This window comes from Billgrantia aerodenitrificans, from assembly GCF_021404405.1.
Taxonomy (GTDB): domain Bacteria; phylum Pseudomonadota; class Gammaproteobacteria; order Pseudomonadales; family Halomonadaceae; genus Halomonas; species Halomonas aerodenitrificans.
Genome location: NZ_JABFTV010000009.1, coordinates 142,798 through 154,931 on the forward strand (window position 1 = coordinate 142,798; position 12,134 = coordinate 154,931).

The window sequence follows — 12,134 nt, forward strand, 5'->3', positions numbered from 1 at the left end:
TGGATACGGGTCACGCCTGGTGGGTGCGGTCGACCTGAGCCACTGCCGCGGCGAAGGCCGCCAGCAAACCGCTATCCTTGCGCCCAGGCGCGGCTTCCACGCCACCGGAAACGTCCACCGCAAAAGGGCGAACAAGCTCGATGGCTTGCGCCACGTTGTCCGGACCGAGCCCCCCCGCGAGAATAACAGGTTTTGCCAGGTTTGCGGGGATTCGCGACCAGTCGAACGTCTCGCCGGTGCCGCCCGGCACGCCGGGGCGATAGGCATCCAGCAACAAGGCCTGGGCGCCGGCGTAGGCTTCTGCGGCAGCGTGCAGGTCGAGGTCGTCGCGCATGCGCAGAGCCTTGATCCAGGGCCGGCCGAAGCCGGCGCAGAACGCCGGCGTCTCGTCGCCGTGGAACTGCAGCAGGTCGAGATGCTCGGCGCAACGCGCGATCAGCTCGGGCTGCTGATCGACGAACAGCCCCACTCGGGTGACGAAGGCCGGCACCCGTGCCGACAGTGCGGCAAGGCGCGCCTCGTCGACGCAACGCTTGCTGCCGGGCCAGAGCACGAAGCCCAGCGCATCGGCGCCGACGGCCACGGCATCGGCCACGTCCTGTTCGCGACTCAGGCCACAGAACTTGATCCGGGTGCGTGCGGGCAGCACAAGATTAGTGGTCATGCGTCGTCCTCTTCGTCCATGGCGCCGTTACCCACAGCCAGTGGGCGACCTCGACGAAATTCGACCATGGGGCAGTCCGGCAGTTCGCGCTCACCCGTCCACTCACCGAGAAAGGCCAGCAGATTAGGGCCCAGCGGCTCCTGTGGCAGCCCCCAGGCGCCGTCGTAGAGCGAGTCGACGAAATGCAGACCGCAGGCCGGTGCCGTCACGTCGGACAGCGTACGGTCCTTCAGCGCCAGCAGTTCGGCCAGATAGCCTTCCCCCTGCTCACCGCGCCCCACGCTGACCAGCGCGCCTACGATGTTGCGGACCATATGGTGGAGAAAGGCATTGCCCTGCACGTCGACGACCACCAGCGGGCCATGACGGCGAACCTCGATGAAATGCAGATGCCGCCAAGGCGTCTTGGATTGACAGCCCGCGGCGCGGAAACTGGAGAAGTCATGCTCGCCAACCAACGCCTGAGCCGCGCGATGCATGGCATCGGCATCGAGCGGGTCGCGACACCAGGTGACGTTGGCGCGCTCCAGCACCGGCCGGCTCATCTGGTTGAGAATGAGGTAGCGATAGCGGCGCGCCAGCGCCTTGAAGCGGGCATGGAAGTCGTCGGGTACCTCACGCACCCAACGCACTGCGACATCCCGCGCCAGATTGGCGTTGACACCGAACACCCAGGCCTTCTCGGAACGCGGCGCAGGGGCGTCGAAGTGCACGACCTGGCGGGTGGCGTGCACGCCGGAGTCGGTACGCCCGCTGGCATGCACCGTGACCGGTTGGCTCGCCACCCTGCACAGCGCTCGCTCCAGCTCACCCTGAACCGAAGCGGCATGCTTGAGCCGCTGCCAACCGCAATAGGCACTGCCGTCGTACTCCACCCCCATGGCCAAGCGGCCGCGCAGGGGGTGACGATCATCGAGAAGTCGAAAAAGGCTCATGCCACCGTCAGAGTCGATAATGAGTGATCAGCGCCTCGACCTCTTCACGCAGGCGAGACGACTCGGCCCCTTGGGACAACCTCTGCAACAGAGGACGAGCACGTTCGACCTCGCCGCTTTCCAATAAACGGCGAGCTTCGCTCAGCTCCTCCCACTGGACAGACTCGTCCGGGGTGGCGCCATTATCCCGCTCCAGCGGCGGGAAGGCCACCTCCTCCACCTCCCACCGCTCCTCCTCATCAAGAGAAGACTCCTCGCGTGGGGACGGCTCGCTTTCAGAGACTGACAGCGAGTCGTCAATCGCATCCATCCGAGGAAACTCTATGCTCGGTTGCATCGGCGTCTCTACCCTGGGAGCCGGTTCCGGGTCGAGACGAGGGGGGCGATAGTCGATGACGTCCCACTCGATGGGCACCGCCTGCTGCGCTGGACGCGCCTGTAGCTCCTCGGCCGGCCCATCGCCGCCCGGCTCATATGCAGCGGCAGCTCCTGCGGTCGCTTCCCGATCCCGGGCAAGCGGCGGGAAAGCGACTTCGTCAGCCGTACCGTCGCCATCAGTCGGCGCTTCACCACCGTCTCGAGAGGGCTCGGCCGCAGGCTCGTCCCCAGCCGTTACCTCTCCAGGCATGCCTTCAATGGGCGTGGCCGCGTGACGGCGCTCGTACGGCTCATCCACCGTCGACTCATCAGTCTCTCGGTCCATACCGGCGCGGTCGCTCTCGGCATGGCGTCTGGCCATCAATCTGGCCGCTTCGGCCAGCAGAGCGGAGTCGCCGGTTTCGGCGAGCACCTGCATCTCTTCCTCGGCAGCCTGCCAGTTCCCCTGCTCCACATGGACGTTGAGCAGTTTGAGGCGCTGGTCGTGGCGCTCGGGATCACGGGCAAGACTGGCCTCGAGCATTTCCCGGGCCTGATCGTAGCGGCCATATGCCATGAAGATGTCGGCTTCGCTGATGGCCTCAGCCTGCGGCATCGCCGGACGCGGCGCCTCCTGCTCTTGCACCTCGGTGTCGCCTACGCTCATGGCTGTCGCCAGCGGCGGCATCATGGTGGCAGCCGGACTCGGCGACGGCATCGCGTCGACAGGCGGCACGCCATGTACCATGTTGGGTACGGAGACACTCCCCGTCCCAGCCGCGGTGTGACGTTGACGCCGACGTACCCAGAGCCACAGGCCCAACAGCGCGGCTAGCCCGGCTCCGCCCAGCAGCAGATGACGGTCGATGTCAGCGGGATGAACGGCTCCCCACCAGGGCGTCTCTTCGATCTGACCCTCTGGCTGCACGACGACACTGCCGATTCCCGTGCCCGTGTCTGCCCTGCCATCGGCGAGCAGGGCCGCCAGCTGTTCGCGCATCGTCTCGACTTCATCACGCAGCTCTCCGAGCTCCTGCTGCAGGGTGTCGCGCTCGGCCTGCACCTCTTCCAGCGCGGCATGGCTCTCCTGCCAGCGCTGTTCGAGCAGTGCAAGACGCGGCTCGCCCTGCCCCAGCGCTAACTCCCCGCCCCCCAGGGCCGACAGCACGTCGGCATCGAGGGCATGGCCGGCCGCATCCGCGCCCTGCAGTGCAGCCTCCGCCGCAAGCTCTTCGTCACTGAGCAGCGTAAGTCGCGGAGTGGCATCGCCAGTATCGCCAGCCGCCGTCGTAGGCATGGCAGTATCGACCAAAGCCGCTGGTGTCGGCTCGGGTTCGGCCGCAGCGACCCGCTCAACTGCCTCGGTCGCAGCGGCGGCCACCTGTACGCTTTCAGCCACAGGAGCCGACGGCCCAAGGGGAACGCGTGCGGGAGTGCCGCTGCCGCGATTGGCCCAGGCCTGGTTCATCGCCTGAACGATGTGATCGGCCTGGGTACCGGTGCGAGAAGCGATGGCTTCACGTGACGGCACGACGAGGCCATGGCCGGCACGCATGGCATTAATATTACCCGAGGGGAAGACATCCGGATTGGCCTCGACCAGCGCAACCATCATCTGGTTCATGCTGACTCCGCTGTCGGGCCGCAGGCGCCCGGCTACCGACCACAGCGTATCGCCGCTGCCCACCCAGGCGGTGCCTGCCGTCATGGGTTGGTTTGCGAGCGTGGCGGCAAGCTGGGAAACCGACTCGCCAGCCGGCTGAGCAACTCGCTCCGAGACCTGAGCGACAGGTTGGGAGCGACGGCTCGAACCGCTGACCAGTACCGGCATGCTGTCGTAGTCCGGCGGATCCAGCAGCAGGGTAACCTCACGCAGCTGCGTCCCGCTGGGCCAGTCGAAACGCAGCAGCAGGTCCATCCAGGGTTCGCGTACCACCCGCTCACTGGCCAGCGTCACCACCCACCGCCCCTGACGCACCTCGACATCGGCGCTCACGCTGGCCGCAAGCGGGGTACGCAACAAGCCTGCTGATTCGAATTCACGCGAGCCTGCCACGCTGACCCGCAGCCGCTCGGGGTCGAGTCCTGCCGTATCGGTGAGCGGAATCACAGCGCGCAGCGGTGCGTTCAAGGTGGAGCGAACATCGACTTCACCGACACCCAGTGCCAGCGCCGGTGGGCTGACGGCCGAAAGCGACAGCAGCATGGCCAGTGACAACTTACGTCTCATCGAATTCCCTTGCGTTGCCCGCTTGCTTACGAAACGCCCGGTTCTTGTAATGCCAACGTTTAGAACATGACGGAATATGTACCATATTTGCGCACTGTCTGCGCCACCCCGGCGGATACGCATGGGAGCCAACTCATCATCGCAGCCTCCCCTCATATACAAACGGGGCATCTCCCTAGGAGATGCCCCGTCCTTGGCACTGCGAAAAGATCACTGCTCGCGCAGGATCTTCAGCATCCGCTTGAGCGGCTCGGCCGCGCCCCACAGCAGCTGATCACCGGCGGTGAAGGCCGAGAGGTACTCGCCGCCCATGTTCATCTTGCGCAGACGGCCAACCGGGACACTCAAGGTACCGGTAACGACCGAGGGCGTCAGCCCGGCGATGGTGGCTTCCTTGTCATTGGGGATCACCTTGACCCACTCGTTGTGCTTGGCGATGCGCTCCTCGATTTCATCTATCGGCACATCTTTCTTCAACTTGATGGTGAAGGCCTGACTGTGAGAACGCATGGCGCCGATGCGCACGCAGATGCCGTCGATGGGCACCGGATTGTCCTGGATACCCAGAATCTTGTTGGTCTCGACGCTGCCTTTCCACTCTTCGCGGCTCTGGCCGTTGTCGAGCTTGGTGTCGATCCAGGGCAGCAGGCTGCCGGCCAGCGGCGCAGTGAAATTATCGATCGGGAAGTCGCCGCCACGCATGGCCTGGGTGACCTTGCGATCGATCTCGAGAATGGCACTGGCGGGATCGTTCAGCTCATCGGCCACGCAATCGCGTAATGCACCCATCTGCAGCAGCAACTCGCGCATGTGCTTGGCGCCGGAGCCTGAGGCGGCCTGATAGGTCATGGAGGTCATCCACTCGATCAGATCGGCCTCGAACAGGCCGCCCAGCCCCATCAGCATCAGGCTGACGGTACAGTTGCCACCAACGAAGGTCTTCGCGCCACGCGCCAACTGGTCGTCGATGACACGACGGTTGACCGGGTCGAGCACGATGGTCGCCTCGTCCTCCATGCGCAGGGTGCTAGCCGCATCGATCCAGTAGCCCTTCCAGCCACTGCCGCGCAGGTCGCCGTAAACCTGTTTGGTGTAGTCGCCGCCCTGGCAGGTGATCACGACATCCAACGCCTTGAGCTCGTCGATGTCGGTGGCATCCTTGAGCGGAGGAACGTCGACGCCGATATCCGGGCCGGGCTTGCCGACCTGGGAGGTGGTGAAGAAGATCGGCTCGATGCCGTCGAAATCACCATCCTCCTGCATGCGCTGCATGAGCACGGAGCCCACCATGCCGCGCCACCCGACGAAACCGACTTTCAACATGTGAAGTCCTCCTGAAGAGAATGAGGCCAATAGTATACATGACCCGGCCCCACCTCGCAGGCGGGCCCGGGCGCAAGAGCTAGAGACGAAGAATGCTCAACGGCCGTCAGGCCGACTCGAAAGCCGCCAGCACCGCATCGCCCATCTCGCAGGTGGAGACGGTACGCGTTCCTTCCGAAGCGATATCCGCGGTACGCAGGCCGTCGTCCAGCACCTTGCCTACGGCAGCCTCGATGCGGCTGGCGAACTCGGGCTCGCCGAGGGAGTAGCGCAGCATCATCGCCACCGAGAGAATGGTCGCCAGCGGGTTGGCGATGCCTTTGCCGGCGATGTCCGGCGCGCTGCCGTGGCACGGCTCGTACATGCCCTGCCCGCTCTCGTTGAGCGAGGCCGAGGGCAGCATGCCGATGGAGCCGGTGAGCATGGCGGCGGCGTCGGAGAGGATGTCGCCGAACATGTTGCCGGTGACCATCACGTCGAACTGCTTGGGTGCCCGCACCAGTTGCATGGCGGCGTTGTCGACGTACATGTGCGAGAGCTCGACGTCGGGGTACTCGGGTGCCAGCCGCTCCATCACCTCACGCCACAGGATGGTGACCTCGAGCACGTTGGCCTTGTCGACGCTGCACAGGCGCTTGCCGCGCTTCTGCGCCAGCTCGAAGGCGACCCGGCCGATACGCTCGATCTCACTCTCGGAGTAGACGTAGGTGTTGAAACCGACGCGCTGGCCGTCGCGCACCTCGATGCCGCGGGGCTGGCCGAAGTAGATGCCGCCGGTGAGCTCGCGCACGATCATGATGTCGAGGCCGGCCACCAGCTCGGGCTTGAGGCTGGAGGCGCTGGCCAGCTGCGGGTAGGTGATGGCCGGGCGCAGGTTGGCGAACAGGCCGAGGTTCTTGCGCAGGCCGAGCAGGCCCTTCTCCGGGCGCTTGGAGAGGTCCTCGAGCTTGTCCCACTTGGGTCCGCCCACGGCGCCGAGCAGGATGGCATCGGCGGCCTTGGCCTTGTCCAGGGTCACGGCGGGCAGCGGCTCGCCGTGCTCGTCATAGGCGCTACCACCGACCAGCCCTTCCTCGATCTCGATGTCGAGGCCGTGGGCCTGGCAGGCGGCGAGGATGCGGCTGGCCTCGGCAGTGATCTCGGGGCCGATGCCGTCACCCGGCAGTACCAGAATCTTGCGTGTCATCATTGCTTCCTTGTTCAAGCGGTATCGCGGAACAGCCACGGCCGGGCCTGGCGATGCTTCACCTCGAAGGCGCGAATGGCGTCCTCGTCCTGCAGCGTGATGCCGATGTCGTCCAGGCCCTCGAGCAGACAGTGCTTGCGGAAGGCGTCGACTTCGAACTCGAGGATCTCCCCCGAGGGGGTGATCACCCGCTGATTCTTCAGATCCACGTCGAGGCGGTAGCCTTCGTTCGCCTCCACTTCGCGGAACAGTCGGTCGACGACGTCCTCCGGCAAGGTGATCAGCAGCAGGCCGTTCTTGAAGGCATTGTTGTAGAAGATGTCGGCAAAGCTCGGCGCGATCACCACGCGGAAGCCGAAATCTTCCAGCGCCCAGGGGGCGTGCTCGCGGGAGCTGCCGCAGCCGAAGTTACGCCGTGCCAGCAGCACGCTGGCGCCCTGATAGCGCGACTGGTTGAGCACGAAATCCGGGGTGAGCGGACGCTGGGTGCAGTCCTGCCCGGGCTGCCCCTCGTCGAGGTAGCGCAGCTCATCGAACAGATTGACGCCGAAGCCGGTGCGCTTGATCGACTTCAGGAACTGCTTGGGGATGATCAGGTCGGTGTCGACGTTGGCCCGGTCGAGCGGTGCGACGAGCCCTTCGGTGCGTACGAACTTTCTCATGGCTCAAGCCTCCTCTGCGACAGGCTGTGCGTCGAGACGACGCACGTCGACGAAATGGCCGGCGATGGCGGCGGCGGCGGCCATGGCCGGGCTGACCAGATGGGTGCGCCCGCCGTAGCCCTGGCGGCCCTCGAAGTTGCGGTTCGAGGTGGAGGCACAGTGCTCGCCGGCACCGAGCTTGTCGGCATTCATCGCCAGACACATGGAGCAGCCCGGCTCACGCCACTCGAAGCCTGCCTCGATGAAGATCTTGTCGAGCCCCTCGGCCTCGGCCTGGCGCTTCACCAGGCCGGAGCCCGGCACCACCATGGCGAGCTTGATGGAGTCGGCCACCTTCTTGCCGCGTGCCACCTTGGCCGCCTCGCGCAGGTCCTCAATGCGTGAGTTGGTGCAGGAGCCGATGAAGACCTTGTCGAGCTTGATGTCGATGATCTTCTGCTTGGGCGCGAGGCCCATGTACTCCAGTGCACGGGTATAGCCGCGCTTGACCGTGTCGTCACCCTGCTCGGCCGGGTCGGGCACTTCGCCGGAAATACCGGTGACCATTTCGGGGCTGGTGCCCCAGCTCACCTGGGGTTCGATCTCGGCGGCGTCCAGCGCCACCACCTTGTCGAACTCGGCGTCCGCATCGGAAACCAGATTGCGCCAGTCGGCCACGGCGGCCTGCCACTGCTCGCCCCGGGGAGCGAAGGGACGCTCGGCGAGATACTCGATGGTGGTGTCGTCCACCGCGATCAGGCCGACCCGGGCGCCGGCCTCGATGGCCATGTTGCACACCGTCATGCGGCCTTCCATGGAGAGGTCGCGGATGGCGCTGCCGGCGAACTCAATGGCATAGCCGGTACCGCCGGCGGTGCCGATCTTGCCGATGATGGCCAGCACCACGTCCTTGGCGGTGACGCCAGTGCCGAGCTTGCCCTCGACACGCACCTGCATGTTCTTCATCTTCTGCGCCAGCAGGCATTGGGTAGCGAGCACGTGCTCCACCTCGGAGGTGCCGATGCCGTGGGCCAGCGCGGCGAAGGCGCCATGGGTAGCGGTGTGGGAGTCGCCGCAGACCACGGTCATGCCCGGCAGGGTGGCGCCCTGCTCCGGCCCTACCACATGGACGATGCCCTGGCGCGGGTCGTTGATCTTGAACTCTTCGATGCCGAACTCGACGCAATTGTCGTCCAGCGTCTGCACCTGGATCAGCGACACCGGGTCCTTGATGCCGGCGTTACCCTCGGCGCGTTCCTTCACCGTGGTCGGCACGTTGTGGTCCGGCGTGGCCAGGTTGGCGTCGAGACGCCACGGCTTGCGCCCGGCCAGACGCAGCCCCTCGAAGGCCTGCGGCGAGGTCACTTCGTGCAGCAGCTGGCGGTCGATGTAGATCAGTGCGGTGCCGTCGTCGCGCTCCTTCACCAGGTGCTGCGACCACAGCTTGTCGTAAAGCGTCTGGCCTGCCATATCGTTCTCCCGGGCTCTATGGCCCTTTGCCTGTCCGGTCTGGGGAAACACTGCACAAATGCCTACGCGAGCGAATCGCTACGTTGCGCGGTGCTCGGAATCCTCACATATACCCCATATGCTCCGGTTCCTGTGCTCCGTGCGCCTTGCGCTTCATTTCGCTCGGCGATTTGTTCAGCGCTTCCCAAGGTTCGCCGATCTCGTACGTTTTGCCTCACGAGCCATTGCAGCAGGACTCGCCGAGGGGCGCCGGGGACAGGTCGGAGAGGAGGTCATTTGCCATGGATGGCAAATGTAGCGTCCAGGGATGGATTCACAGCGCCTCCTCGAAGACCTTGTCGCCGGCAAAGCCCCGACATGCCAAGGCTACTCCTTTCCTGCATCGCCATGGCCGAGTGATTGCAGTCTTGCGCGGCTCGCCCATAAAAGCAATTCATGTTATTTATTCATTGGATTCCATAAAGGAATACAAAAGAGAAATGGATACCCAAAGCCTGCAAGCCTTCCTCGCCGTGGCCGACAGCGGCAGCTTCTCCCGCGCCGCCGAGCAGCTGCACCTGACCCAGCCGGCGGTCTCCAAGCGCATCGCCACTCTGGAAGACCAGATCGGCGCGCGGCTGTTCGATCGCATCGGCCGCCGCGTCACCCTCACCGAGGCGGGCCGGGTACTGCTGCCCCGAGCCCGGCAAATCCTCGTCATGGTGGACGACAGCCGGCGTGCCCTGACCAATCTCGAAGGTCAGGTGGCAGGCAGCCTGACGCTTGCCACCAGTCACCATATCGGCCTGCACCGCCTGCCGCCGCTGCTCAAGGCCTATACAGAGGCCCATCCTGAGGTACGCATGGACCTGCGCTTCCTCGACTCGGAGCTGGCCTATCAGGGGGTGTTGGACGGCGAGCTGGAGATCGCCGTGGTGACCCTGGCGCCGCACCCGGACCCGCAGCTCGTCGTGGTACCCGTGTGGCAGGATCGCATGTGCTTCGTCTGTGCCCACGACCACCCGCTGGCCGGTCATGGGCGGCTTACGCTGCATGAACTGTGCGCCTTCGATGCCGTGCTCCCCGGCCCGCTGACCTTCACCCGCACGCTGATCGAGTCGCGCTTCGCCGCTGCCGGCCTCACCCTGCCCGTGGCGCTGGCCACCAACTATCTCGAAACGCTCAAGATGATGACAGCCATCGGCCTGGGCTGGAGCCTGCTGCCGGAAAGAATGGTGATAGGTGAACTGCACGAACTCGACGTGGAGCATCCGACCATCTACCGCTCCCTGGGCTATCTAGTGCACCGCAGCCGCACGCTCTCCAACGCCGCGCGGGCAATGCTCTCCCTGCTGGAGGAGGCGCGCGACACGGCGAGTCGCGGGGGATAGGAAGATATTGTTAGACTGCTCATAAATCAGAAGATAAGAATCCCGACTCGCCGGAGCCCACGCCATCGTGTCCCCACCCGACTCGTCACCGATGCCCTTGCGCCATGCCCTGGCAGGCGTGCTGATCCTGCTTGGGCTGATGCAGCAGATTCTTGCCTTTACCGGGGTCGTGCTGTTGCCGCATGGAGTCGGCTATGCCCTGTGGCTGGCCACGCTGCTGCTGTGGCGCGACATTCCCCGGCGTACCCGCTGGCAGGCCGGGGCGCTGGCCATCATCGGGCTGGGCTTGCTGATCGTCTCACGCTGGCACTATGGTGCGCAGGTCGCCTGGCCGGCGGTCACCAGCGGCAACACCTACGTGGTGGCGATGCTGGTCGGCGTAAGCTTCATCGGCCTGATCGGAAACCGCAGCGGCTCGTCGCGGCCCCTGGGCCGCCCGATTACCGGCCGCCGAGGTACCCTGGGCACCTGGCTCGGCGTTCACCTGCTCGGCACCATCCTCAATCTGTCGACGGTGTTCATGATCGGCGACCGTCTGGCCCGGCGCGCTGCGCTGACCACACCTCAGCTGCTGGCGCTCAATCGCGGCCTCTCCAGTGCCGCACTATGGTCGCCCTTCTTCGCCTCCATGGGCGTGGTGATGACCCTGGCACCGGGCATGGAGTATTCAAGGGTACTGGCCATCGGCCTGCCTCTGGCGCTGATCAGCGGGGCACTCACCACGATCGAGCTGTCGCGCCGTTTCGATCTGGCCGAAGTGGCAGGCTTCTCGCTCTCCCCGCGCAGCCTGTTGATGCCGGTGGCCATGGCCGCTCTAGTGATGCTGTTCCATTTCCAGCTGACGCCTGCGCTCGGCATCGTCAGCATCATCACCTTCCTGCTGCCGGCGGTGGCGCTGGCCAGCAATCTGCCCGCCGGGCCGCGCTGGACCTGGCACCGGGTGCGTCAGCACACCCTCACACGGCTGCCGGCGATGCGCGGCGAGATCGCCCTGTTCCTCTCGGCGGGCTTGCTGACGCTGGGGCTCTCTACCTTGGTGGCCGCCGCCACCGGCAGCGAGTGGCGGCTGTTCGCCCATTTTGGCGCGCTTCAGGCCGTGATCAGCTTTCTGGCCATCGTGCTCAGCGCCGTGGCCGGCCTGCACCCGATCATCGGTGTCTCGGTGCTGGCCTCGATGCTGGATCTGCGCGGCAGCGAACCGACCCTGTTCGCCTTCACGGCGCTGGCCTCCTGGGCCGTGGGCACCTCGGTGGGGCCGCTGTCGGGTATCAACCTGTCGCTGCAGGGGCGCTACGGCGTCAGCGGCTATCGCATGATGCGCCTCAACCTGGGCTACGCCCTGGTGCTCAGCGCGCTGGTGGTGGGGGCCATCATGCTGCTCGATGCCTGGCTCTGACGTCTCACTGCGATACGCGATAGAAGTAGCGATGGCCGCACTGGTGACAGGGCTCGATGCGGGTCACGCCTTCCAGATCGACCACCGCATCGCAGTGCACGCAGGCCATGCGCCCGGGGGCTGCCACCTCGCCCTCGCAGTAATCGGCCCGGGCGGCTTCCAGATCCTCCTTGAGCCGCTCGTTGTCGACGATGCTGCGGTCGGCGATGGAGAACAGCGAATCCACCACCTTGCGCGAGAGCTGGTCGAGATCGATACCCAGCCAGGCGGCTACGCCACGCCCGCCAGCCCGCAGGTAGCGGCGCATGTCGATAAGGTCGCGCTCGACCCAGGCGCGCAGCAGGGCCAGCTCGTCCTTGGTGAACTCCTCGAGTTCGGCCTCGAACTCCACGGCCTCGTCCAGCTCTTGCTGCAGGTTCTCCCAGGTCAGGTCGTCGGCGCCCTCACGCAGCCGTGACAGCATACGCTCGTAGCCTTCGCGCAGCCGATGTTCGCGATGGGAGTCGGGACGTTCGCTCATGGTCATCTCCTCGAACCGGTTTCGGCATGGGCCGGGCATGGC

10 protein-coding genes are annotated in these 12,134 nt (G+C 65.5%); 2 read left to right on the forward strand and 8 right to left on the reverse strand.

From position 1 onward, the window contains the following. Nucleotides 1-10: 10 nt before the first annotated feature. The 7 genes from HOP59_RS17230 to leuC all read right to left on the reverse strand — a co-directional run bounded on the left by HOP59_RS17230 (nt 11) and on the right by leuC (nt 8,806). On the reverse strand, nt 11-664 hold the full coding sequence (locus tag HOP59_RS17230; RefSeq protein WP_010629031.1) for a phosphoribosylanthranilate isomerase: 654 nt from the start codon (nt 662-664) through the stop codon (nt 11-13). Beyond that, entirely contained in the window at nt 661-1,599 is a 939-nt protein-coding gene (gene truA, locus HOP59_RS17235) for a tRNA pseudouridine(38-40) synthase TruA (RefSeq protein WP_010629032.1), read from the reverse strand. The genes HOP59_RS17230 and truA overlap by 4 nt, the downstream gene beginning before the upstream one ends. A gap of 7 nt (nt 1,600-1,606) precedes the next feature. Further along, on the reverse strand, nt 1,607-4,186 hold the full coding sequence (locus HOP59_RS17240; RefSeq protein ID WP_234254779.1) for a FimV/HubP family polar landmark protein: 2,580 nt from the start codon (nt 4,184-4,186) through the stop codon (nt 1,607-1,609). A 210-nt stretch (nt 4,187-4,396) separates the two neighbouring features. Then, nucleotides 4,397-5,509, reverse strand: coding sequence for an aspartate-semialdehyde dehydrogenase (gene asd, locus HOP59_RS17245; RefSeq protein WP_234254780.1), 1,113 nt, complete (start codon nt 5,507-5,509; stop codon nt 4,397-4,399). 106 nt (nt 5,510-5,615) lie between these two features. Then, nucleotides 5,616-6,695, reverse strand: coding sequence for a 3-isopropylmalate dehydrogenase (gene leuB / locus HOP59_RS17250; protein ID WP_010629035.1), 1,080 nt, complete (start codon nt 6,693-6,695; stop codon nt 5,616-5,618). A gap of 14 nt (nt 6,696-6,709) precedes the next feature. Further along, complete coding sequence (leuD, locus tag HOP59_RS17255) at nt 6,710-7,357, reverse strand: 3-isopropylmalate dehydratase small subunit (RefSeq protein ID WP_234254781.1); 648 nt, start codon at nt 7,355-7,357, stop codon at nt 6,710-6,712. Nucleotides 7,358-7,360: 3 nt separating this feature from the next. Then, nucleotides 7,361-8,806 (reverse strand): 3-isopropylmalate dehydratase large subunit, encoded by a 1,446-nt coding sequence (leuC, locus tag HOP59_RS17260; protein ID WP_234254782.1) that lies wholly within the window; start codon nt 8,804-8,806, stop codon nt 7,361-7,363. A 479-nt stretch (nt 8,807-9,285) separates the two neighbouring features. Here leuC and HOP59_RS17265 point away from each other — a divergent pair, with 479 nt between their 5' ends. Beyond that, nucleotides 9,286-10,176, forward strand: coding sequence for a LysR family transcriptional regulator (locus HOP59_RS17265; protein ID WP_234254783.1), 891 nt, complete (start codon nt 9,286-9,288; stop codon nt 10,174-10,176). 91 nt (nt 10,177-10,267) lie between these two features. Then, nucleotides 10,268-11,572: a hypothetical protein gene (locus HOP59_RS17270; RefSeq protein WP_010629040.1), complete on the forward strand. Its 1,305-nt coding sequence runs from the start codon at nt 10,268-10,270 to the stop codon at nt 11,570-11,572. A gap of 4 nt (nt 11,573-11,576) precedes the next feature. On the opposite strand, the gene HOP59_RS17275 is transcribed toward HOP59_RS17270, so the two are convergent. Further along, nucleotides 11,577-12,092: a zinc ribbon-containing protein gene (locus tag HOP59_RS17275; protein WP_010629041.1), complete on the reverse strand. Its 516-nt coding sequence runs from the start codon at nt 12,090-12,092 to the stop codon at nt 11,577-11,579. Between the last annotated feature and the right edge of the window lie 42 nt (nt 12,093-12,134).

Coding starts and splice junctions, on each gene's coding strand:
- HOP59_RS17240 (WP_234254779.1), bottom strand. CDS start 4,186: ATGAGACGTAAGTTGTCACTGGCCATGCTGCTGTCGCTTTCGGCCGTC.
- HOP59_RS17265 (WP_234254783.1), top strand. CDS start 9,286: ATGGATACCCAAAGCCTGCAAGCCTTCCTCGCCGTGGCCGACAGCGGC.
- truA (WP_010629032.1), bottom strand. CDS start 1,599: ATGAGCCTTTTTCGACTTCTCGATGATCGTCACCCCCTGCGCGGCCGC.
- asd (WP_234254780.1), bottom strand. CDS start 5,509: ATGTTGAAAGTCGGTTTCGTCGGGTGGCGCGGCATGGTGGGCTCCGTG.
- HOP59_RS17275 (WP_010629041.1), bottom strand. CDS start 12,092: ATGAGCGAACGTCCCGACTCCCATCGCGAACATCGGCTGCGCGAAGGC.
- leuC (WP_234254782.1), bottom strand. CDS start 8,806: ATGGCAGGCCAGACGCTTTACGACAAGCTGTGGTCGCAGCACCTGGTG.
- leuB (WP_010629035.1), bottom strand. CDS start 6,695: ATGACACGCAAGATTCTGGTACTGCCGGGTGACGGCATCGGCCCCGAG.
- HOP59_RS17230 (WP_010629031.1), bottom strand. CDS start 664: ATGACCACTAATCTTGTGCTGCCCGCACGCACCCGGATCAAGTTCTGT.
- HOP59_RS17270 (WP_010629040.1), top strand. CDS start 10,268: ATGCCCTTGCGCCATGCCCTGGCAGGCGTGCTGATCCTGCTTGGGCTG.
- leuD (WP_234254781.1), bottom strand. CDS start 7,357: ATGAGAAAGTTCGTACGCACCGAAGGGCTCGTCGCACCGCTCGACCGG.